Annotated in this window: 17 protein-coding genes and 1 tRNA gene; 14 read left to right on the top strand and 4 right to left on the bottom strand. The window is 63.2% G+C overall.

The annotated features are described in order from the left end of the window. Positions 1–192 precede the first annotated feature (192 nt). The 9 genes from BRO63_RS31690 (at position 193) to rpoC (ending at position 12,209) form a co-directional block, all read left to right on the top strand. A tRNA-Trp gene (locus tag BRO63_RS31690) sits at positions 193–268 on the top strand. Between the two features lie 64 nt (positions 269–332). Then, complete coding sequence (gene secE / locus BRO63_RS31685) at positions 333–713, top strand: preprotein translocase subunit SecE (protein ID WP_013397034.1); 381 nt, start codon at positions 333–335, stop codon at positions 711–713. Positions 714–722: 9 nt separating this feature from the next. Then, the gene (gene nusG, locus BRO63_RS31680) at positions 723–1,256 is read left to right on the top strand and encodes a transcription termination/antitermination protein NusG (RefSeq protein ID WP_006389586.1); all 534 of its coding nucleotides are present in this window, start codon (positions 723–725) and stop codon (positions 1,254–1,256) included. A gap of 65 nt (positions 1,257–1,321) precedes the next feature. Further along, on the top strand, positions 1,322–1,753 hold the full coding sequence (rplK, locus tag BRO63_RS31675; protein ID WP_006227005.1) for a 50S ribosomal protein L11: 432 nt from the start codon (positions 1,322–1,324) through the stop codon (positions 1,751–1,753). Between the two features lie 2 nt (positions 1,754–1,755). Next, the gene (gene rplA, locus BRO63_RS31670; RefSeq protein WP_013397033.1) at positions 1,756–2,454 is read left to right on the top strand and encodes a 50S ribosomal protein L1; all 699 of its coding nucleotides are present in this window, start codon (positions 1,756–1,758) and stop codon (positions 2,452–2,454) included. Between the two features lie 249 nt (positions 2,455–2,703). Further along, on the top strand, positions 2,704–3,228 hold the full coding sequence (rplJ, locus tag BRO63_RS31665; RefSeq protein WP_013397032.1) for a 50S ribosomal protein L10: 525 nt from the start codon (positions 2,704–2,706) through the stop codon (positions 3,226–3,228). Positions 3,229–3,309: 81 nt separating this feature from the next. Further along, positions 3,310–3,690, top strand: a complete 381-nt coding sequence (gene rplL, locus BRO63_RS31660) for a 50S ribosomal protein L7/L12 (protein WP_013397031.1) — start codon at positions 3,310–3,312, stop codon at positions 3,688–3,690. A 162-nt stretch (positions 3,691–3,852) separates the two neighbouring features. Further along, positions 3,853–7,965 carry a DNA-directed RNA polymerase subunit beta gene (rpoB, locus tag BRO63_RS31655; protein WP_088143503.1) on the top strand — a complete coding sequence of 1,371 codons (4,113 nt, stop codon included), beginning with the start codon at positions 3,853–3,855 and terminating at the stop codon, positions 7,963–7,965. Continuing rightward, positions 7,965–12,209 carry a DNA-directed RNA polymerase subunit beta' gene (gene rpoC / locus BRO63_RS31650; protein WP_088143502.1) on the top strand — a complete coding sequence of 1,415 codons (4,245 nt, stop codon included), beginning with the start codon at positions 7,965–7,967 and terminating at the stop codon, positions 12,207–12,209. The genes rpoB and rpoC overlap by 1 nt, the downstream gene beginning before the upstream one ends. Positions 12,210–12,318: 109 nt before the next feature. On the opposite strand, the gene BRO63_RS31645 is transcribed toward rpoC, so the two are convergent. Beyond that, positions 12,319–12,714, bottom strand: a complete 396-nt coding sequence (locus tag BRO63_RS31645; RefSeq protein ID WP_088143501.1) for a TssQ family T6SS-associated lipoprotein — start codon at positions 12,712–12,714, stop codon at positions 12,319–12,321. 156 nt (positions 12,715–12,870) lie between these two features. Here BRO63_RS31645 and BRO63_RS31640 point away from each other — a divergent pair, with 156 nt between their 5' ends. After that, positions 12,871–14,133 (top strand): serine/threonine protein kinase, encoded by a 1,263-nt coding sequence (locus BRO63_RS31640; RefSeq protein ID WP_088143500.1) that lies wholly within the window; start codon positions 12,871–12,873, stop codon positions 14,131–14,133. Positions 14,134–14,146: 13 nt separating this feature from the next. Here BRO63_RS31640 and BRO63_RS31635 read toward each other — a convergent pair whose 3' ends face one another. The 3 genes from BRO63_RS31635 to BRO63_RS31625 are packed head-to-tail and all read right to left on the bottom strand — an operon-like array spanning position 14,147 to position 18,341. Beyond that, positions 14,147–16,471 (bottom strand): CHASE2 domain-containing protein, encoded by a 2,325-nt coding sequence (locus BRO63_RS31635; RefSeq protein ID WP_088143499.1) that lies wholly within the window; start codon positions 16,469–16,471, stop codon positions 14,147–14,149. A gap of 10 nt (positions 16,472–16,481) precedes the next feature. After that, a complete protein-coding gene (locus tag BRO63_RS31630; protein ID WP_088143498.1) occupies positions 16,482–17,591 on the bottom strand; it encodes a FecR domain-containing protein in 1,110 nt (369 codons plus the stop codon). A 33-nt stretch (positions 17,592–17,624) separates the two neighbouring features. Continuing rightward, positions 17,625–18,341, bottom strand: coding sequence for a response regulator transcription factor (locus BRO63_RS31625; protein ID WP_088143497.1), 717 nt, complete (start codon positions 18,339–18,341; stop codon positions 17,625–17,627). Between the two features lie 292 nt (positions 18,342–18,633). On the opposite strand from BRO63_RS31625, the gene BRO63_RS31620 reads away from it, so the two are divergent. The 4 genes from BRO63_RS31620 (at position 18,634) to fusA (ending at position 23,006) form a co-directional block, all read left to right on the top strand. Beyond that, on the top strand, positions 18,634–19,314 hold the full coding sequence (locus tag BRO63_RS31620) for a response regulator transcription factor (protein ID WP_373557807.1): 681 nt from the start codon (positions 18,634–18,636) through the stop codon (positions 19,312–19,314). 557 nt (positions 19,315–19,871) lie between these two features. Further along, a complete protein-coding gene (gene rpsL / locus BRO63_RS31615; protein WP_005017264.1) occupies positions 19,872–20,249 on the top strand; it encodes a 30S ribosomal protein S12 in 378 nt (125 codons plus the stop codon). A 166-nt stretch (positions 20,250–20,415) separates the two neighbouring features. After that, entirely contained in the window at positions 20,416–20,886 is a 471-nt protein-coding gene (rpsG, locus tag BRO63_RS31610) for a 30S ribosomal protein S7 (protein ID WP_006216561.1), read from the top strand. A gap of 17 nt (positions 20,887–20,903) precedes the next feature. Continuing rightward, positions 20,904–23,006 carry an elongation factor G gene (gene fusA, locus BRO63_RS31605; protein ID WP_013397022.1) on the top strand — a complete coding sequence of 701 codons (2,103 nt, stop codon included), beginning with the start codon at positions 20,904–20,906 and terminating at the stop codon, positions 23,004–23,006. Positions 23,007–23,131: the final 125 nt, after the last annotated feature.

Raw genomic sequence — 23,131 nt, 5'->3', positions numbered from 1 at the left:
GGCGGTCGTACCGTCGGCGCCGGCGTCGTCGCCAAGATCCTGAAGTAAGCAATACCCAGATGGGTAGAGCGGGCTGAAAAGCCCCTCTATCCATCTTTGCTGTAAAAGTAGTATGATGTCTGGTTCCGCGACCTTGCGCGTAGCGTTTGGGTAGGAAGTCAGAGTACGTGTAGTGCAAGCCAGTAGTGTTTTAGGGGCATAGCTCAATTGGCAGAGCGTCGGTCTCCAAAACCGAAGGTTGTAGGTTCGATTCCTACTGCCCCTGCCACCGCCAGGATAAACCCGCGGGAGATCATCGCGAGTTACGCATTCACGGCGGCTCGCGTCGCAATATGTCTAATACCAGCGTAGAAACCGTAACCAGTACCGCCGACCGGGTGAAGCTCGGGCTGGCGGTTCTTGTCGTTATTGCTGGCATCGTCGGGTTTTCCGTGCTCAGCGCGCAACCGATGCCTGCACGTGTCGGCGTATTTGTCGGCGGCCTCGTGATCGCAGCCGTGATCGCCTGGTTCAGCGAACCCGGCCGCCGTACCCTGAGCTTCGCCAGCGAGTCCTACAACGAAGTCAAGCGTGTCTCGTGGCCCACGCGCAAGGAAACGACCCAGATGACGGGCATCGTTTTCGCGTTTGTGGCGGTCATGGGCCTTTTCATGTGGGTGCTCGACAAGGGCATCGAATGGATTCTCTACGGCCTGCTGCTGGGCTGGAAATAAGGACGGCGAATGAGTAAGCGTTGGTATGTCGTCCATGTGTACTCCGGCATGGAAAAAAGCGTACACAAGGCCCTGAACGAGCGCATCGAGCGCGCAGGCCTGCAAACGTCTTTTGGCCGCATTCTTGTGCCCTCCGAGGAAGTCGTCGAGGTCAAGGGTGGCCAGAAGTCGATCACCGAGCGCCGCATTTTCCCCGGTTATGTCCTGGTTGAAATGGACCTGACCGACGAAACGTGGCACCTGGTCAAGAACACCAACCGCGTCACCGGCTTTTTGGGTGGCTCGGGCAACCGTCCGACCCCGATTTCCGAAAAGGAAGTCGAGAAGATCCTCTCCCAGATGGAAGAGGGTGTCGAGAAACCCCGCCCCAAGATCCTGTTCGAAGTGGGCGAGATGGTTCGGGTCAAGGAAGGTCCGTTTGCGGACTTCAACGGCAACGTCGAAGAAGTCAACTACGAAAAGAGCAAGGTGCGTGTGTCCGTCACCATTTTTGGTCGCGCCACGCCCGTCGAACTCGATTTCAGTCAGGTCGAAAAGACCTAATTCAACCCCCGGGGAGCTCCCAGGCTTGAACGCCCAGGAGCGATATAACCCGCAAGGAGCAAAGCATGGCGAAGAAGATCGTCGGCTTTATCAAGCTGCAAGTGCCGGCTGGTAAGGCTAACCCCTCCCCCCCGATTGGCCCGGCCCTGGGTCAGCGTGGCCTGAACATCATGGAATTCTGCAAGGCGTTCAACGCCAAGACCCAAGGCATGGAGCCTGGTCTGCCGATTCCCGTGGTGATCACCGCTTTCGCGGACAAGAGCTTCACCTTCATCATGAAGACCCCGCCCGCGACGGTCCTCATCAAGAAGGCTGCTGGCGTGCAAAAGGGTTCGGCCAAGCCGCATACCGACAAGGTCGGCACGCTGACCCGCGCTCAAGCTGAAGAGATCGCCAAGGCCAAGGGCCCCGATCTGACCGCCGCTGATCTGGACGCCGCCGTGCGTACGATCGCTGGCAGCGCCCGCAGCATGGGCATCACGGTTGAGGGGATCTAATCATGGCAAAACTGTCCAAGCGCGCCGCCGCCATTGCGCAGAAGATCGACCGTACCAAGATGTACCCGGTCGCTGAAGCCCTGACCCTGGTCAAGGAAACCGCCGTCGCCAAGTTCAATGAATCCATTGACGTGGCCGTGCAGCTCGGCATCGACCCGAAGAAGTCGGACCAACTGGTTCGCGGTTCGGTCGTTCTGCCCGCCGGCACCGGCAAGTCGGTCCGCGTGGCCGTGTTCGCCCAAGGCGACAAGGCTGAAGCCGCCAAGGCCGCTGGCGCCGACATCGTCGGTCTGGACGACCTGGCTGACCAGATCAAGGCCGGTCAAATGGACTTCGACGTGGTCATCGCCTCGCCCGACACGATGCGTGTCGTGGGTGCCCTGGGCCAGATCCTGGGCCCCCGTGGCCTGATGCCGAACCCGAAGGTCGGCACCGTGACCCCGGACGTCGCCACCGCCGTCAAGAACGCCAAGGCCGGTCAGGTTCAGTACCGTACCGACAAGGCTGGCATCATCCACGCAACGATCGGCCGCGCGTCGTTCGGCGTGGAACAGCTGCAAACCAACCTGGCCGCTCTGGTCGACGCCCTGCAAAAGGCTCGTCCCGCAGCTGCCAAGGGCATTTACCTGCGCAAGCTGGCCGTCTCGTCCACGATGGGCGGCGGTGCGCGCGTGGAAATCGCCTCGCTGTCGGCCAACTAAGCCGATAGCTGTAAACGTACTTTGGGCTGCATCCGGATTCCTCCGGATGTTGCTGTCAAAGACCGCTGGAGCAGGCTGGTTCAAGCAGTACCGGACCACTCCGCTTAATCCCGAAGCCCGCAAGGTTCGGATCCAGCGTAGACGGCGTCCCCAGGAAGATTTCTTTACACGAAGAACTCGACCAGGCGCCGCATTCGGTTGACGCGCAAGGCTCAGGCCCCAGGCGTCTTTTGATGGAGTGTTCAAACCGTGAGTCTCAATCGTCAAGAGAAAGCGGTGGTAATCGAGGAAGTCTCGGCGGAAGTCGCCAAGGCCCAATCGATTGTTATCGCTGAGTACCGTGGTCTGGACGTCGCCTCTGTCACCGTACTGCGCAAAACTGCGCGTGAATCGGGCGTGTATCTGCGTGTTCTGAAGAACTCGCTGGCCCGTCGTGCTGTTGCCGGCACGGCTTTCGAGCCGTTGGCTGAGCAACTGACCGGTCCGCTGATCTATGGCATCAGCGCTGATCCGGTTTCGGCGGCCAAGGTCCTCGCAGGTTTCGCGAAAAGCAACGACAAGCTGGTCATCAAGGCGGGCGCTCTGCCCAACAGCCTGCTGAACCAAGACGGCGTGAAGGCCCTGGCCACCATGCCCTCCCGCGAAGAGTTGCTGTCGAAACTGCTGGGCACCATGCAAGCCCCCATCGCGCAATTCGTGCGTACGCTCAACGAAGTTCCGACCAAGTTCGCCCGTGGCCTCGCGGCTGTGCGCGACCAGAAGGCAGCGGCCTAACCGCCCTGCTGTCCGGAATTCGCTGAACGACCGAGCGACACCCAAACCCTGGCATTACCAAATTATTTGGAGTTCTGAAAAATGGCACTTAACAAAGCTGAAATCCTTGACGCCATCGCTGGCATGACCGTGCTCGAGCTGTCCGAGCTGATCAAGGAAATGGAAGAGAAGTTCGGCGTGTCGGCTGCTGCCGCCGCTGTCGCTGTCGCTGCTCCCGCCGCTGGTGGCGCTGCCGCCGCTGCTGAAGAGCAAACCGAGTTCACCGTCGTTCTGACCGAAGCTGGCGCCAACAAGGTTAGCGTCATCAAGGCCGTGCGCGAGCTGACCGGTCTGGGTCTGAAGGAAGCCAAGGACCTGGTCGACGGCGCTCCGAAGCCCGTCAAGGAAGCTGTGGCCAAGGCTGACGCCGAAGCCGCCAAGAAGAAGCTGGAAGAAGCTGGCGCCAAGGTCGAAGTCAAGTAAGACCTGCGTCAACTTGCCCGGGGACAGCGCAGTTTGCAGTCCCCGGGCTTTTGCGTTTCCAGGAAACCCCTGCTGGGGTCATGCCTTTTCAGAGGGGTTTCCTGGAGTCGTATCACCTGGGGCCGTGGTTGACGGCCCATGCAACCTCGAGTCGGAGTGCTCATGCCTTACTCGTACACCGAAAAAAAGCGCATCCGCAAAAGCTTCGCCAAGCGTGAAGACGTTCAAAACGTTCCCTTCCTGTTGGCGACACAGCTTCAATCCTACCTAACTTTCCTGCAGGCGGATACCGCCCCGTCCGATCGCGTAGCCGACGGTTTGCAGGCGGCGTTCTCGTCGATTTTCCCGATCGTTAGTCACAACGGTATGGCGCGCTTGGAGTTCGTGAGCTATGTGCTCGGCGAACCGGTGTTCGATGTCAAGGAATGTCAGCAACGTGGCCTGACCTATGCCTCGCCCCTGCGAGCCAAGGTCCGCCTGGTGCTGCTTGACCGCGAAGTCAGCAAGCCCACCGTGAAGGAAGTGAAGGAACAGGAAGTCTACATGGGCGAAATTCCGCTCATGACGGGCACGGGTTCCTTCGTCATCAACGGCACCGAGCGTGTCATCGTCTCGCAGCTGCACCGCTCGCCTGGCGTGTTCTTCGAGCACGACCGCGGCAAGACCCACAGCTCCGGCAAGCTCCTGTTCTCGGCCCGCGTGATTCCTTACCGCGGCTCGTGGCTGGACTTCGAATTCGATCCGAAGGACGTCCTGTTCTTCCGCGTCGACCGCCGCCGCAAGATGCCTGTCACGATCCTGTGCAAGGCCATCGGCATGACGCCGGAATCGATCCTGGCCAACTTCTTCGACTTCGACAATTTCGAACTGAAGAGCGAAGGCGCGATGATGGAATTCGTGCCCGAGCGTTGGAAGGGCGAAATGGCCCGTTTCGACATCTCGGACCGCGACGGCAAGGTCATCGTCGAAAAAGACAAGCGCATCAACGCCAAGCATCTGCGCGATCTGGCTGCCGGCGGCATCCAGCGCATCTCCGTGCCGGAAGACTTCCTGTACGGCCGCGTGCTGGCCAAGAACATTGTCGATCCGGACACCGGTGAAGTCATCGCCAACGCGAACGACGAGATCACGGAAAGCGTGCTGGGCGCCCTGCGTGCCTCCAACGTCTACGACATCCAGGCGCTCTACACGAACGACCTGGACCGTGGTCCGTACATCTCGCAAACGCTGCGTACCGACGAAACCGCGGACCAGATGGCAGCCCGCGTTGCCATCTACCGCATGATGCGTCCTGGCGAGCCGCCCACCGAAGAAGCGGTGGAAGCGCTGTTCCAGCGCCTGTTCTACAGCGAAGAAACGTACGATCTGTCGCGCGTCGGCCGCATGAAGGTCAACAGCCGTCTGGGCCGTGGTGAAGACATCACCGGCCCGATGACGCTGACCAACGAAGACATCCTTGAAACCATCAAGGTGCTGGTCGAGCTGCGCAACGGCCGTGGCCAGATCGATGACATCGATCACCTGGGCAACCGTCGCGTGCGTTGCGTCGGCGAACTGGCCGAGAACCAGTTCCGCGCCGGCCTGGTGCGTGTCGAACGCGCCGTCAAGGAACGTCTGGGCCAGGCCGAGACGGAAAACCTGATGCCGCACGACCTGATCAACTCCAAGCCGATCTCGGCAGCCATCAAGGAGTTCTTCGGTTCGAGCCAGCTGTCGCAGTTCATGGACCAGACCAACCCGCTGTCGGAAATCACGCACAAGCGTCGTGTTTCCGCACTGGGCCCGGGCGGTCTGACCCGCGAGCGCGCCGGCTTCGAAGTCCGCGACGTGCACCCGACCCACTATGGCCGCGTCTGCCCGATCGAAACGCCGGAAGGCCCGAACATCGGCCTGATCAACTCCATGGCGCTGTACGCTCGCCTGAACGAGTACGGCTTCCTGGAAACGCCTTACCGCAAGATCATCGACGGCAAGGTCAGCGAGCAGATCGACTACCTGTCGGCCATCGAAGAAAGCCACTACGTCATCGCGCAGGCCAACGCCGCGCTGGACGAGCAAGGCGCCTTCGTCGACGACCTGGTCGCTTGCCGTGAAGCAGGCGAAACGATGCTGACCTCGCCGGCCAACGTGCATTACATGGACGTGGCCCCGTCGCAGATCGTGTCGGTCGCGGCCTCGCTGATTCCGTTCCTGGAGCACGACGACGCGAACCGCGCACTGATGGGCGCCAACATGCAACGTCAGGCCGTGCCTTGCCTGCGTCCGGAAAAGCCGGTCGTGGGTACGGGTATCGAGCGCACCGTGGCCGTTGACTCGGGCACGACCGTGCAGGCGCTGCGTGGCGGCCTGGTCGATCACGTTGACGCCGAGCGCGTCGTGATCCGCGTGAACGATGAAGAAAACGTCGCCGGTGAAGTGGGCGTCGACATCTACAACCTGATCAAGTACACGCGTTCCAACCAGAACACGAACATCAACCAGCGTCCCATCGTCAAGCGTGGCGACAAGGTCGCCAAGGGCGACGTGCTGGCTGACGGCGCATCGACCGACCTGGGCGAACTCGCCCTGGGTCAGAACATGCTGATCGCGTTCATGCCGTGGAACGGCTACAACTTCGAAGACTCGATCCTGATCTCCGAAAAGGTTGTGGCCGATGACCGCTACACCTCGGTGCACATTGAGGAACTGACGGTTGTCGCCCGCGACACGAAGCTGGGTCCGGAAGAAATCACGCGCGACATCAGCAACCTGGCCGAGACGCAACTGAACCGCCTGGACGATTCGGGCATCACGTACATTGGCGCCGAAGTCAGCGCCGACGACGTGCTGGTCGGCAAGGTCACGCCCAAGGGCGAAACCCAGCTGACGCCGGAAGAAAAGCTGCTGCGCGCCATCTTCGGTGAAAAGGCGTCCGACGTTAAGGACACCTCGCTGCGCGTGCCCTCGGGCATGACCGGCACCGTGATCGACGTGCAAGTGTTCACGCGCGAAGGCATCGTGCGCGACAAGCGCGCCCAGTCCATCATCGACGATGAACTGCGCCGCTATCGCCAGGACCTGAACGACCAGCTGCGCATCGTTGAAAACGACCAGTTCGACCGTATCGAAAAGCTGCTGGTCAACAAGACCGTCAACGGCGGCCCGCGCAAGCTGGCCAAGGGCGCCACGATCACCAAGGCATACCTGGCTGATCTGGACCGCTGGCAGTGGTTCGACATCCGTCTGGCTGATGAGCCGCACGCTGTCGTGCTGGAACAAGCCAAGGAATCGCTTGAGCAAAAGCGCCATCAGTTCGATCTGGCCTTCGAAGAGAAGCGCAAGAAGCTGACGCAAGGCGACGAGCTGCCCCCGGGCGTGCTGAAGATGATCAAGGTCTACCTGGCCGTGAAGCGTCGTCTGCAGCCTGGCGACAAGATGGCAGGCCGTCACGGCAACAAGGGCGTGGTCTCGCGTATCACCCCGGTGGAAGACATGCCGCACATGGCTGACGGCACGCCGGCCGACATCGTTCTGAACCCGCTGGGCGTGCCCTCGCGGATGAACGTCGGCCAGGTGCTGGAAGTGCACTTGGGCTGGGCTGCCAAGGGCGTGGGCCACCGCATTGCCGATCTGCTGCGCGACGAGCGCACCGCGCAGGTCAAGAACATCCGTGCCTATCTGGACAAGGTCTACAACACGACCGGTTCGGGTGCCCGCATCGATGAGCTGACCGACGAAGAAGTCATGGAAATGGCCCAGAACCTCAAGAACGGCGTGCCGTTCGCGACGCCCGTCTTTGACGGCGCGACCGAAGAGGAAATCACCACGATGCTGGAGCTGGCCTATCCGGACGACGTCGCCAAGCGCATGGCGCTGACGCCTTCGCGCACGCAGGCATGGCTGTACGACGGCCGCACGGGCGAGAAGTTCGAACGCCCCGTCACGGTCGGCTACATGCACTACCTGAAGCTGCACCACTTGGTCGACGATAAGATGCACGCGCGTTCGACCGGCCCGTACTCGCTGGTTACCCAGCAGCCTCTGGGCGGCAAGGCGCAGTTCGGCGGTCAGCGTTTCGGGGAAATGGAAGTGTGGGCGCTGGAAGCATACGGCGCCGCCTACACCCTGCAGGAAATGCTGACGGTGAAGTCGGACGACATCACTGGCCGTACCAAGGTATACGAAAACATCGTCAAGGGCGACCACGTCATCGACGCCGGCATGCCGGAATCGTTCAACGTGCTGGTCAAGGAAATCCGCTCGTTGGCCCTGGACATGGATTTGGAGCGTAACTAATGAAAGCGCTACTCGACCTCTTTAAGCAAGTCTCGCAAGACGAGCAGTTCGATGCCATCAAGATCGGCATCGCCTCGCCCGAGAAGATCCGTTCGTGGTCCTACGGCGAAGTTCGCAAGCCCGAGACCATCAACTACCGCACGTTCAAGCCTGAGCGCGACGGCCTGTTCTGCTCCAAGATCTTTGGCCCGATCAAAGACTACGAGTGCTTGTGCGGCAAGTACAAGCGCCTGAAGCATCGTGGCGTGATCTGCGAAAAGTGCGGCGTCGAAGTCACCGTCGCCAAGGTTCGCCGTGAACGCATGGGCCACATCGAGCTGGCCAGCCCCGTCGCGCACATCTGGTTCCTGAAGAGCCTGCCGTCGCGTCTGGGCATGGTGCTCGACATGACCCTGCGCGACATCGAACGCGTGCTGTACTTCGAAGCCTGGTGCGTGATCGAACCTGGCATGACGCCGCTCAAGCGCGGTCAGATCATGTCGGATGACGATTTCCTCGCCAAGACCGAAGAGTACGGCGACGACTTCCGTGCCCTGATGGGCGCGGAAGCCGTGCGCGAACTGCTGCGCACCATCGACATCGACCGCGAAGTGGAAACGCTGCGCGGCGAACTGAAGGCCACCAGCTCGGAAGCCAAGATCAAGAAGATCTCCAAGCGCCTGAAGGTGCTGGAAGGCTTCCAGAAGTCCGGCATCAAGGCCGAGTGGATGGTCATGGAAGTGCTGCCCGTGCTGCCGCCGGACCTGCGTCCGCTGGTGCCGCTGGACGGCGGCCGCTTCGCGACCTCCGACCTGAACGACCTGTACCGCCGCGTCATCAACCGCAACAACCGCTTGAAGCGCCTGCTGGAGCTGAAGGCTCCGGAAATCATCCTGCGCAACGAAAAGCGGATGCTGCAGGAAGCCGTCGACTCGCTGCTGGACAACGGTCGCCGCGGCAAGGCCATGACGGGCGCCAACAAGCGCCAGCTCAAGTCCCTGGCCGACATGATCAAGGGCAAGAGCGGTCGTTTCCGTCAGAACCTGCTGGGCAAGCGCGTCGACTACTCGGGCCGTTCGGTCATCGTGGTGGGTCCGCAGCTCAAGCTGCATCAGTGCGGCTTGCCCAAGCTGATGGCCCTGGAACTGTTCAAGCCGTTCATCTTCAATCGTCTGGAGATGATGGGCCTGGCCACGACCATCAAGGCTGCCAAGAAGCTGGTGGAAAGCCAGGAACCGGTGGTCTGGGACATCCTGGAAGAAGTCATCCGCGAACACCCGGTCATGCTGAACCGTGCGCCCACGCTGCACCGTTTGGGCATCCAGGCGTTTGAACCGGTCCTGATCGAAGGCAAGGCCATCCAGCTGCACCCGCTGGTTTGCGCGGCGTTCAACGCCGACTTCGACGGTGACCAGATGGCCGTCCACGTGCCGCTGTCGCTGGAAGCCCAGCTCGAAGCGCGCACGCTGATGCTGGCTTCGAACAACGTGCTGTTCCCCGCCAACGGCGAACCGTCGATCGTGCCGTCCCAGGACATCGTGCTGGGTCTGTACTACACGACGCGCGAGCGCATCAACGGCCGCGGCGAAGGCATCTTCTTCACCGACGTCGCTGAAGTGCAGCGCGCCTACGACAACGGCGAAGTCGAACTGCAGTCGCGCATCACCGTGCGCCTGAAGGAACACGAGCGCGACGAGGCTGGCGAATGGCAGCCGGTCATCCGCCGTCACGAGACGACGGTCGGCCGCGCGCTGCTGTCCGAGATCCTGCCCAAGGGCTTGCCCTTCACGGTGCTGAACAAGGCGCTGAAGAAGAAGGAAATCTCGCGCCTGATCAACCAGTCGTTCCGCCGCTGCGGCCTGCGCGACACCGTGATCTTCGCTGACAAGCTGATGCAGTCGGGCTTCCGCCTGGCCACGCGCGGCGGTATCTCCATCGCCATGGGCGACATGCTGATCCCGACCGCCAAGGAAGGCATCCTGGCCGAAGCCAGCCGCGAAGTGAAGGAAATCGACAAGCAGTACTCGTCGGGTCTGGTCACGTCCCAGGAACGCTACAACAACGTGGTGGACATCTGGGGCAAGGCCGGCGACAAGGTCGGCAAGGCGATGATGGAACAGCTGGCCACCGAGCCCGTGGTCAACCGCCACGGCGAGGAAGTGCGCCAGGAATCGTTCAACTCCATCTACATGATGGCTGACTCGGGCGCCCGCGGTTCGGCCGCCCAGATCCGCCAGCTGGCCGGCATGCGCGGCCTGATGGCCAAGCCGGACGGCTCGATTATCGAAACGCCGATTACCGCGAACTTCCGTGAAGGCCTGAACGTACTCCAGTACTTCATCTCGACTCACGGCGCGCGTAAGGGTCTGGCTGATACGGCACTGAAGACCGCGAACTCGGGTTACCTGACCCGTCGTCTGGTCGACGTGACGCAAGACTTGGTGATTACCGAGGACGATTGCGGCACCTCGCAGGGCTACAACATGAAGGCCCTGGTTGAAGGCGGTGAAGTCATCGAACCGCTGCGCGACCGGATCCTGGGTCGTGTCGCCGCCATTGACATCATCAACCCGGATACGCAGGAAACGGCCATCGTCGCCGGCACCCTGCTGGACGAAGATCTGGTCGACACCATCGACCGCATCGGCGTGGACGAAGTCAAGGTCCGCACCCCGCTGACGTGCGAAACGCGTCATGGCCTGTGCGCGCACTGCTATGGCCGCGACCTGGGTCGTGGCTCGCCGGTCAACCAGGGCGAAGCGGTTGGCGTTATCGCCGCCCAGTCCATTGGCGAACCGGGCACGCAGCTCACGATGCGTACGTTCCACATCGGTGGCGCGGCGTCGCGTTCGGCCTTGGCCAGCGCGGTGGAAACCAAGTCCAGCGGTAACGTCGGTTTTGCCAGCACGATGCGCTATGTCACGAACGCCAAGGGCGAACGTGTGGCGATCTCGCGCTCCGGCGAACTGGCGATCTTCGACGACAACGGCCGCGAACGCGAACGCCACAAGATCCCGTACGGCGCGACCGTGTTGGTGGGCGATGGCGAAGCCGTGAAGGCTGGCGCGCGTCTGGCGACGTGGGATCCGCTGACCCGTCCGATCGTGTCGGAATACGGCGGCGCCGTCCGCTTCGAGAACATCGAAGAAGGCGTGACCGTTGCCAAGCAGGTGGACGAAGTCACCGGCCTGTCGACGCTCGTCGTCATCACGCCGAAGACCCGTGGCGGCAAGATCGTCATGCGTCCGCAGATCAAGCTGGTCAACGAGAACGGCGAAGACGTCAAGATCGCCGGTACCGATCACTCGGTCAACATCTCGTTCCCGGTGGGTGCGCTGATTACCGTGCGTGACGGCCAGCAGGTTGCCGTGGGTGAAGTTCTGGCGCGTATTCCGCAAGAATCGCAAAAGACCCGCGACATTACCGGCGGTCTGCCGCGCGTGGCTGAACTGTTCGAAGCCCGTTCGCCGAAGGACGCCGGCATGCTCGCCGACGTTACCGGCACGGTTTCGTTCGGCAAGGACACCAAGGGCAAGCAGCGTCTGGTCATCACCGACCTGGAAGGCGTGAGCCACGAGTTCCTGATTCCGAAGGAAAAGCAGGTTCTGGTGCACGACGGCCAAGTGGTGAACAAGGGCGAAATGATCGTGGACGGCCCGGCCGATCCCCACGACATCCTGCGTCTGCAAGGCATCGAGAAGCTGGCGACCTACATCGTCGACGAAGTGCAGGACGTGTACCGTCTGCAGGGCGTGAAGATCAACGACAAGCACATCGAAGTGATTGTTCGTCAGATGCTGCGCCGTGTGAACATCGTCGACGCGGGCGATACCGAGTTCATCCCGGGCGAGCAGGTCGAGCGCTCCGAGCTGTTGAACGCGAATGACCGCATGCAGGCTGAAGAGCGTATTCCGGCTACGTACGACAACGTGCTGCTGGGTATCACGAAGGCCTCGCTGTCGACCGACTCGTTCATCTCGGCCGCATCGTTCCAGGAAACCACGCGTGTCCTGACCGAAGCCGCCATCATGGGCAAGCGCGACGATCTGCGTGGCCTGAAGGAAAACGTCATCGTCGGCCGCTTGATCCCGGCCGGTACCGGCCTGGCTTACCACCATGCACGCCGCGACAAGGAAGAGCTGGAGGCCGCGGAACGCGAAGCCGCCCGCCAGCTGGCCAACCCGTTCGAAGACTCGCCGGTCACGGTGGGCTCGGATGCGGAAACGCCGGCTTCCGACCTCGGCGCCGAGGATTCCGCCGAATAAGCGGAAACACCCGGCAGGGATGCCGCGCGCAGTCCGGCGCGGCATGCCCGGAATCAAAAAGGCCGCTGATGCGAATCAGCGGCCTTTTTTTGTTTGGGGGAAAGAGCGCCTACTGCGCGACCTGTGCCCGGGCGTGGCGGAAGACGGGCCCCCAGACGGGATGGCCGGCTTCGTTGGGCGCCAGTTCGAAAGCGGGGTCCAGGGCCAGGATGCGGGCGAAGCTGTCTTCGCACAGCCGCGGATACTTGCTTACGCAGTAGCTGAACGCTTGCAGCTTGTAGGCCTCGATGCGCACGGCCTTGGTGGAAGTGGCCAGGGCGTCGGAGGTGGCGACGCCGCGGATGACTTCTCCGTAGCGGCCGGCACTGTATTTGTCGCGTACCTGCTGCAGCTGGTCCAGGGCTTCCGCGGTGGGAGGCGTTTCCGGCTTTTGGGACGAGACGCCGGCACAACCCGCCAGCAGGACCGACAAGCCGAGCAGACTACTCAGAACGCGAATTTTCATGGCTTCCAAAGGTGTAGAGAGGTTTAGCGGTACGCTATCGTGCCACAGCCTGATGCGCTCGGACATTTTCGGCAATGTCCTTGCGGTGCGGATTGGATAATATTCGCCTTATTCCATATTTAATTCCGCTGTCGCGCGACAGCGCCAGTTCCGATCATGTCATCTTCCGCCGGCCTCTTGACGCCGCGTGGCCCCTTTTCCGGCGCCGCGCCGCTTGCACTGCGTCCGTTGAGCGCCATCGCCGCCAGCGCGGCGGGAGGCGTGCCGGAAACTCGCATCAAACGGCTTCTGTCCGATCTGCTGCCGTCCTTGATGGCGCTGCATGCCCAAGGTGAAATCTGCGGCGATATTTCGCTGGACACGGTGGGCATGGACGAAGGCGCCCGGGCGCATCTGGTGCCCGAGCTGGTGGTGGCGCGCTCGCGCCGCGCCACGCGCACGCCGACCCCCGGTTTTGCGCCGTTCGAGCTATACACGGATTCGGTGGAGTGGCCGCGCGGCCCCTGGAGCGACATCTACGCCTTATGCGCGGTGATGCACGCCCTGGTCATCGGCGACAAGCCCGCGCCGGCGCCCGAGCGCCGCGCGGAGGATACCTACGAACCGCTCGCCTCCCTGGGATTGCCCAAGTACAACCAGGACTTCCTGTCCGTGATCGATGCGGGCCTGGCCATGGCGCCTGCCGACCGGCCGCAGACGCTGGCCGATCTGGCCGGCATGTTGGGCATTTCCGCGCAAGTCGAGACGGCGCCGGATCCGGTGGCTGCGGCGCCAGTGTCCCGTGCGGCGCCGGCGGCAGCTGCCGCAGCGCACGAACCCGCGCGCGGGCGCCATCCGCTGCTGGCGCTGTTGCTCATCGCCGCATTGATCGGCGCGGGCGTATACGCCTGGTTCGAGTCGGGAATGGGCGCGCCCAACGCACTGATCACCCGCTCCGAAGTGGTTCAGCCGAACCTGCCGGCCGTACATCCCTTGCCGCCGCCGGCGCCTGGCGCCGCGCCCGTGGCGCCGCCATCGCCGCCCGAGGTTCGAACCTCGCAGGAATCCGCACCCCAGACGCCGGCCCCTGGAAGCGCGGCTGCACCGGGCGACACCCCGGCCGAGCCGGCGCCACCCGCCGAGGCGCCGGCAACTGCGGCCGCACCGCCTGCAGCCGCGCCGGCCGAGGCCCCAGCCGCCCTAGCCGAAGAGGTCCCCAAGCCCAAGCCGGTTCCCGTGCTGGTGCGGCTGGACATCCGTCCGTGGGGTGAGGTATGGATCAACGGCGTGGCGCGCGGCATCAGCCCGCCGGTCAAGGAACTGCGGCTGATTCCCGGCAAGTACCAGGTGGTGCTGCGCAATGCCGGCCTGACGCCCTACCGCACGACACTGGAGGTCAAGGCCGGCAAGCCGGCCGTGATCTCGCACGTCTTCCAATAGGGGAGCGCCGCGGCTATGCCGCGGCCATTTCTTCCGGCGCCATCGGCAGGCGCAGCGTGAACACCGAACCTACGCCCAGTTCGCTGCTGACCTCGACCGATCCGCCGTGGCGTTCGGCCACCGTGCGCACGAACGCCAGACCCAGGCCGGCCCCGCCGACGTCGCCGCGCGTTTCGACACCCACGCGGGAGAACGGTTCGAACAGGCGCGCCAGATCCTGCGCCGCAATGCCTTGGCCCTGATCGCGGATGTTGACGCGCCAGAAGCCGGGTTCCTCGCCGATGCCGCATTCGATCCGGGTGTGCGCCGGGCTGTACTTGATCGCGTTGTCGATCAGGTTGCACAGCGTGCGCATGAGCAAGGTCTGATCGCCGCGGACATAGGCGGCGGGCAGCGGCAGCGCGAGGGCGAGCTCGATGCCGCGCTTCTGCGCCGAGGCCCAGAATTCGTCCACGGCATCTTGCACCAGGCTGCCCAGATCCAGTTCCACCGCGCTGATCGTCATCGACTCGGCGCGCGTCAGGTGCACGAAGTCGTCGACCAGGCGCAGCGTGCGGTTGGCCAGCCCGGCAATGCGGCCGAGGGTTTCGCTCTGCTCTCCGTGCAGGCCGCCTTCCTGCTTCATTTCGACCAGCGCGAGGATGGAGCTTTGAGGCGCGCGCATGTCGTGCGAGATGAAGCGCAACGTTTCCTCGCGCTGGCGTTCCGCCTGGCGGATGCGCGAGATGTCCGTCAGCGTGGCGACGGTGCCGGCGAAGCTGCCTTCGGCGGTATGGATGGGCGCGCATTTCAGGATCAGGTCGCGACCCGCATGGTCGCGCACTTCCAGGTCGGCGCTCCAGGGAGATGACGCGGCGACCGGGCCCTGGCCGCTGAGCGCCTCGGCGACGCGCTGGCGCGCGGCGGGATCGGAGATGGTCTTCTCGAGCAGGTGGGTGGCCGGGCGGCCGACGCGGGGAGGGCGCATGCCCAGCCGCTGGAAATACATGACCGCCGCCTGGTTGCGGAATTGCATGCGGCCGTCCTGATCGAAAACCAGCGTTGCGTCCGGCATGCCGTCCAGGCCGTCGGCAAGGAAGCGGCGCAGGTTGCGCACGCGGGCCAGCGCCCGGCGCAATTCCCCGACGCGGCTCTCCAGCGACGCGCTGGGACCCGTGCCCTGGGCGCCGGCCTCGTTCAGCACCGGCGGGTACTCGCGTTGCAGACGGCGCAATTCGTTGTCCATGTAGCGCAGCGCGGCTTCCTGGCTGCGCCAGCTCCAGAGTGGATAGCACAGCGTCACGCTCAGCAGCGCCGCGGCCGGCGCGAACCACATATACGCATAGGCCAGCAGCAGCAGCGCTGCCAGCAGGATGAGCGCGAACAGCGCCAGGCTGACCAGTAGAGCCTGCTTGGGCGACAGCCGCCATAGGGCCAGGCAGGCCAGCAGCACGGGCAGCGCCGCGAACAACGCGTTGCACCAGGCGGGCGGCAGCTGGTAGGCGATATCGTCGCGGGCCGCGTGCAGCAGGTTGGCGATGATCTCCACCCCCGACATGCCGCTGGCGTCGTGCGATACCGGCGTAGGGTAAGCGTCGCCCAGGCCGGTGGCCCAGGCGCCGACCAGCACGTACTTGCCGCGCAGCGCTTCCGGCGAGAGATCGCCGCGCAGCACGGACAGGTAGGAAACGGTGCGCGTATGCGCGGTGGGGCCGGAGTAGGGGATCAGGATGCTGCCATCGGGCGCGGCGCGCCTCAACAGCTTTTGCGCCGATTCCGCTTCGCCGCCGACGTCCAGCATGGCCATGGCCAGATGGTCCCAGCGGCGGTCCCCCAGCTGCGCGGTCAGGGCGGCTGCGCGCACCACGCCATCCGGGTCGATGCGCGCGTTGATGAAGCCTTTCGCGGCGGCGGCCTGCGCCACGCCGGGGATGGGCTCGTTGACGGCGGAAGGACGGTCGAGCCGGTCCAGCACGACTGGCAGGACCGTGCGGCCATGGCGCCGGATGCTGTCGGCCAGGATGCGGTCGTCGTTCGGATTGGCCATGTCCGGTTCGGCGAAGATCAGGTCCAGCGCCACGGCGCGGGCCCCTTGCAGGCGATCCAGCAGTGCCGCATGCACGGCGCGCCGCCAGGGCCAGTGGCCCAGCGCCTTGATGCTGTCGTCGTCGATCGCGACGATCAGGATCTCGGGATCGGCAGCGCGTCCCGTCACCGACAAGGCGCGGTCGTAGAGGATCTGGTCAAAGCGTCCCAGGCCGTTGAACGAGCCCAGGACAGCGGCAAGCACTGCCAACACCACCGTCAGCCACAGCCCTGAGCGCGAGGTCCGGTCCTGCGGATCGGGGGCGTCGGCCATGAGGCGGGCTCTAGTAGTCGGTCAGCGTGATCAGGCCGCCCGTGCCGCTGGCGACGCCGGAGCCGTCGGAGGTCAGGAGCATGTTCGCGCCCTCGAAGGTGGCGATGGCGTCGCGCCCGTTCAGGCCCAGGTCGTCGACCGCGCGTACCGACACGTAATAGGTGCCGGGGCCGGGCGCCGTGAAGCGGATGTCGTTGCTGGGAAAGCTCGTCGACGAGACCGGCAGCGCGCCTTCGGCATCGCGCGAGACGCGTACCAGATAGCTCTGCGCGCCGGACACCGGCGAGACGTCGGCGGTCCAGGCGCCGCCGCCCGCGCGCGTGGGCGTGCCCAGTTGCGGCGCATCCAGCAGCGCGCGCATGCCCGACACCACGCCGTCCGAGCCCACGGCCGCGCCGTAGCCCGTGGCCACCGCCACCGGCTTGGCCGGGGCCGATCCGGGGGCGTGGGGTTGCAGCCGCACGCTGCCTTCCAGCACTTCGCTGTGCACGCCTTGCGCGCCGCTTTGCACGCGGAAGCGCGTGCCGCGCACCCCGGTGACCGCGACCGGCGTGCGGATCTCGAAACGGCCCACGCCTTGGCCGGCGGGGGCGACGGACGATTCCACGCCGCCCTGTTGCACCTGGACCACTGAATCCGTCAGCGCCGTGCCTTCGAACTGGCGCAGGCGCGTCAATTGGACCGAGCCGCCGGCCGGCAGCGTCAGCTTGGAGCCGTCGGCCAGTTCCAGCGTGACGAAGCCATTGGCGGCGGTGCCGACCGTGCTGCCTTCAGCCACGGTATCGCCGGCCCGCAGGGCCTTGCCATCGACATTCGCCTGGCCGCTGACGTGCAGGACGCGGGCGTCGGCGGGCCGCACGGGAATCATGGACAGCGGGATGCGCAACTCCAGCCCGATGGGCAGCGTTTCCGGCGTGACGACCTTGTTCAGGGTTTGCAACTGGCTCCAGTTGCCCTGCTTGTGCGTATAGCGGGTCGCCAGGTCGATCAGCGTGTCGCCTTGGCGCACGCGGTAGATGAAGTCGTCCCCCAGCGCGCCCGCGGGCTGGCTGCGCGCCGGCGCCATCAGCGCCAGGCAGGAAATCAGGGCAAGCAAAGAAAGCGCGCGGCAGCGGCTCATGACTATCGGTTCTCCAGGGATGCGCGCAGGCGCTTACTGCGGATGGGATGCAATGTCTTCCGGCGAGCTGATCAGCTCCAGCCGGTAGCCCAGTGCATACGAGGACGTGAGACGCACGCCGTGCTCGGGGCGTAGCTGGAGCTTTTGCCGGATGTTCGACAAATGGGTGTCCAGGGTGCGCGAGGTAGCGGGAATTTCCCGGTTCCATACGCATTCGGCCAGCACGTCGCGCGACATCAGGCGGCCGACATTGCGGAAAAACAGCAGCGCGAGTTCGAATTCCTTGGGGGCGAGCGGCACCACGGCGGAATCCAGGGTGATGGTACGGGCAGCGGGTTCGATGCGGTAGCGAGCGACGTCGAAGGCATCGTCCGCAGGCTCGGCGATCTGGCTGCGGCGCAATAACGCCGCCACCCGCGCCAGCAGCTCCAGGGGGCGCAGGGGCTTGACGATGTAGTCGTCCGCGCCGGCGCGCAGGCCTTCGACCAGATCGTCCTCGCTGGAACGGTTGGTCAGGAATATGACCGGGATGCGCGGACCGATATTGGCGCGCAGCCACCGCACCACATCGTCACCATCGATGTCGGGCAGATGCCAGTCCAGCAGCACCAGGTCGAAATGCTCAGTGCGCAGCGCGGCCAGCAGATCCCGGCTTTGCTGATAGCTGCTGCAGACGTATCCGGCAGTGGTCAGAACTTGCTGGATGCGCCGTGCTTGATCCAGGTCGTCTTCCAGCGACGCGATTTTCATCAGACGTGTTCTCGCGAAGGTTTGCTACGCAAGCGCGCGCTATGGCGCCCTACTGCAAGATGAGAAAGGAATATATAGGTGTAAACGAATGATAACTCGGGAGGGGCCCCGGCTGGCTACGTTATGGCAAGAACTGTCAAACATTGCAAAGTTGACGAATCTTGACTGGAGTTGTTGCGTAACAACGCGCCACACTGTCTCAATCGTTCTCCCCCTCCGCAGTACGGCGGGGGGCGGAGCCGGTCGAGGTTGTTGGTCGGATGGAACAGATATGAATCAATTGCGCATACTTATGATGTCACCGGACGAAGCCGCTCGCGGCGTCGCCGTGTCCGCGTTGCTGCAAGCTGGTATCTCTGCACGCGGTTGCTCGACGTCTCTCGAATTGTTTGGATTGCTCAACGGCGGCGGCTATGACGTCGTGGTCCTGGATGTCGGGACCTTGGGTGAAATCGGCTACGCCCTGGTGGCGCGCCTGCACGGCTCGTCGTCGATGGGCATCGTGGTCACGGGGCGCGGCATGTCGGTGGATAGCCGCCTGCGCTGCCTGCAAAGCGGCGCCGACGCCTGTCTGCCGGATCCGCAGGACCCGCGCGAGCTGGCCTGCATCCTGCTGTCCCTGGCGCGCCGTCTGCCCGCCGGGCAGGAAGCGTCCCTTGTCGACGCGGCCCAGAATGGCCAGTGGGAACTGCGCGACCAGGGCTGGACCCTGGCGGCGCCTTCGGGCGCGACCATTTCGCTGTCCGCCAATGAACGCCTGATCGTGCGTTCGCTGCTGGAAGTGGCGGGAAAGGCCGTGGGCCGGACCGAATTGGGTGATGAGCTGCAGGTCGAAGGGGGCGGGGTGCGCGCCAGCGGCTCCCGCAGCATTGATGTAATCGTCAGCCGGTTGCGCCGCAAGGCGGAGCTGGCCGGGGTGATGTTGCCGATCCGCACGGTCTACGGCAGCGGCTACCTGTTCGCCGACCAGTAGCGCGGGCGGGTACACTGGCTGCCGCAGCAGCGGGTAGCCGCAGCGCCGGCGCAGCCGGCCGCAATTCAGAGCGTTTGTGTGTCGTCGTCCCGCCGATTGCCGCGGGTAGTGGCCCCGATTTTCGGCTTATATGGCCCTAATTTCTGCGAGCCCCGCCTAACTGGCCTGCTTTTGCAGGCAACGCGCCACATCGGCTGCCTTACAATTTTCTTTGACAGCAAGCCTTTATCTCAGTTATGCTAAAGGGCTTACTGCTTTATTTCGCGCGCAAAAACTGGCCGCGGTAGGGTTCAGGAGTACGGTGTCTGGAAACGGGGTGCGTCACGAGCCTTTCGTTTCAAGTCATACGGCTTCGCGGTATCGGGTCTTTCCGGCGCCGTCGCCCCACGGCATCCAGCTTTGTGCGTTTTGTCATAGTTTGTTGGCAAGCCCGCTCTTTTACGTATACGAACGTTTGAGGCGGTTTTGCGCGAACTGCCTTCTCCGAAAGTTCACTGCTTGAGGAGACGAGTACGTAAGTACTTACCCAGTGGTACGTAAAAGGGATTTCAAAGGTCATGCCTACCATTAGCCAACTCGTGCGCAAGCCGCGCGAAGTCAGCATCATCAAAAGCAAGAGCCCCGCGCTCGAAAACTGCCCGCAACGCCGCGGCGTGTGCACTCGCGTGTACACCACCACCCCCAAGAAGCCGAACTCCGCTCTGCGTAAGGTTGCCAAAGTGCGTCTGACCAACGGTTACGAAGTCATTTCGTACATCGGCGGTGAAGGCCACAACCTGCAAGAGCACTCGGTGGTTCTGGTGCGTGGCGGTCGTGTGAAGGACTTGCCCGGTGTGCGTTATCACATCGTGCGCGGTTCCCTCGACCTGCAAGGCGTCAAGGATCGTAAGCAAGCCCGCTCGAAGTACGGCGCCAAGCGCCCGAAGAAGGCTTAATAACGAGTCAGCAGTACCCCCGCGTGGCGGAAGTCCGTCACTAGGGAAGTGCGACCGCGCCATCCAGATGATGGGAAGGTGCGCGGCACGTAAGGGGTCGTCTCCATGGACGGCCATGGCCGTGTAATGAAACACGGTTCAACTGAACAGACACAAGGAAGCAACAATGCCCCGTCGTCGCGAAGTACCCAAGCGCGAGATTCTGCCCGATCCCAAGTTCGGCAGCGTCGAACTCGCCAAGTTCATGAACGTCGTCATGCTGGACGGCAAGAAGGCCGTCGCCGAGCGCATCGTTTACGGCGCCCTCGAGCAAGTGCAAACCAAGACCGGCAAGGAGCCGATCGAAGTTTTCAGCCTGGCGATCAACAACATCAAGCCGATCGTCGAAGTGAAGAGCCGCCGCGTTGGCGGTGCCAACTACCAAGTGCCGGTTGAAGTGCGCCCCGTGCGCCGCCTGGCCCTGGCTATGCGTTGGCTCCGTGAAGCCGCCAAGAAGCGTGGCGAGAAGTCGATGGATCTGCGTCTTGCTGGCGAACTGATCGACGCCTCCGAAGGTCGTGGCGCCGCGATGAAGAAGCGCGAAGACACGCACAAGATGGCAGAGGCCAACAAGGCCTTCAGCCATTTCCGCTGGTAATTTAAGGACTACCCACCATGGCCCGCAAAACCCCGATCGAGCGCTATCGCAACATTGGTATCTCTGCGCACATCGATGCAGGGAAAACCACCACGACCGAACGTATCCTGTTCTACACCGGCGTCAATCACAAGATTGGCGAAGTGCATGATGGCGCAGCCACCATGGACTGGATGGAACAAGAGCAAGAGCGTGGCATCACCATTACGTCGGCTGCTACGACGGCGTTTTGGCGTGGCATGGCGAAGAACTATCCCGAGCACCGCATCAACATCATCGACACCCCGGGACACGTGGACTTCACCATTGAGGTGGAACGTTCCATGCGCGTCCTGGACGGTGCTTGCATGGTCTACTGCGCGGTGGGCGGTGTTCAGCCCCAGTCCGAAACCGTGTGGCGCCAAGCCAACAAGTACGGCGTGCCGCGTCTGGCCTTCGTCAACAAGATGGACCGCACCGGCGCCAACTTCTTCAAGGTCTATGACCAGCTGAAGAACCGCCTGCGCGCCAATCCCGTGCCGATCGTGATCCCGATCGGTGCCGAAGACACGTTCCAAGGCGTGGTCGACCTGGTCAAGATGAAGGCGATCATTTGGGACGAAGCCAGCCAAGGCATCAAGTTCGATTACGCAGACGTTCCGGCCGAGCTGGAAGGCCTGGCGAACGAATGGCGTGAAAAGCTGGTCGAGGCTGCTGCTGAATCGTCCGAAGAGCTGATGAACAAGTACCTGGAAACGGGTTCGCTCGACGAAGAAGAAATCAACCTGGCCATCCGTCAGCGCACCATCGCTGGCGAAATCCAGCCGATGCTGTGCGGCACCGCCTTCAAGAACAAGGGCGTGCAGCGCATGCTCGACGCGGTCATCGACTACCTGCCCTCGCCCGTGGACATTCCCGCGGTTGACGGCCAGGACGACGATGGCAACCCCGTCACGCGTGAAGCCAACGACGACGAGAAGTTCTCGGCCCTGGCGTTCAAGCTGATGAGCGATCCGTTCGTGGGTCAGCTGACCTTCGTGCGCGTTTACTCGGGCGTCCTGAAGTCGGGCGATACGGTCTACAACCCCATCAAGGGCAAGAAGGAACGTATCGGCCGCATTCTGCAGATGCACGCGAACAACCGCGAAGAAATCAAGGAAGTGTTGGCAGGCGACATCGCCGCCGTGGTGGGTCTGAAAGACGTGACCACCGGCGAAACGCTGTGCGACATCGACTCCCACATCCTGCTCGAACGCATGATTTTCCCGGAGCCCGTGATTTCGCAGGCCGTGGAACCCAAGTCGAAGGCTGACCAGGAAAAGATGGGTCTGGCGCTGTCGCGTCTGGCTCAGGAAGATCCGTCGTTCCGCGTGCGCAGCGACGAAGAATCCGGCCAAACCATCATTTCCGGCATGGGCGAACTGCACCTGGAAATTCTGGTCGACCGCATGAAGCGCGAGTTCGGCGTTGAAGCCAACGTCGGCAAGCCCCAAGTGGCCTACCGTGAAACCATCCGCAAGACCTGCGACGAAGTTGAAGGCAAGTTCGTCAAGCAGTCGGGCGGTCGCGGCCAGTACGGCCACGTGGTGCTGAAGGTCGAGCCGTTGGCTCCTGGCGGTGGCTACGAATTCGTGGACGCCATCAAGGGCGGCGTGGTTCCTCGCGAGTACATCCCCGCGGTGGACAAGGGCATCCAGGAAACGCTGCCTTCGGGCGTGTTGGCTGGCTACCCGATCGTCGACGTCAAGGTCACGCTGTTCTTCGGTTCGTACCACGACGTGGACTCGAACGAAAACGCGTTCAAGATGGCCGGCTCCATGGCATTCAAGGAAGGTCTGCGCAAGGCCAGCCCCGTGCTGCTGGAACCGATGATGGCCGTTGAAGTCGAAACGCCTGAAGACTACGCTGGTACCGTGATGGGCGACCTGTCCTCGCGTCGCGGCATGGTTCAGGGCATGGACGACATGGTTGGCGGCGGCAAGACCATCAAGGCCGAAGTTCCGCTGGCCGAGATGTTCGGTTACGCCACGAACCTGCGTTCGCTGACGCAAGGCCGTGCCACGTACACGATGGAATTCAAGCATTACTCCGAGGCCCCCAAGAACGTCGCTGACGAAGTCATCGCCGCTCGGGCCAAGTAAATAACCCTTGCCGGGGCCGCCCATCCGGGCGGTCCTGGCAGAAATTCAAGTTTCCTTGAAAGTCAAAGGATAGAGATCATGGCAAAAGGCAAGTTTGAACGTACCAAGCCGCACGTGAACGTGGG

Source organism: Achromobacter xylosoxidans (genome assembly GCF_002192695.1).
Lineage (GTDB): Bacteria > Pseudomonadota > Gammaproteobacteria > Burkholderiales > Burkholderiaceae_B > Achromobacter > Achromobacter xylosoxidans_C.
Note: the sequence above shows the minus strand (reverse complement) of the source record. Positions and strands in the feature narration are given on the sequence as shown.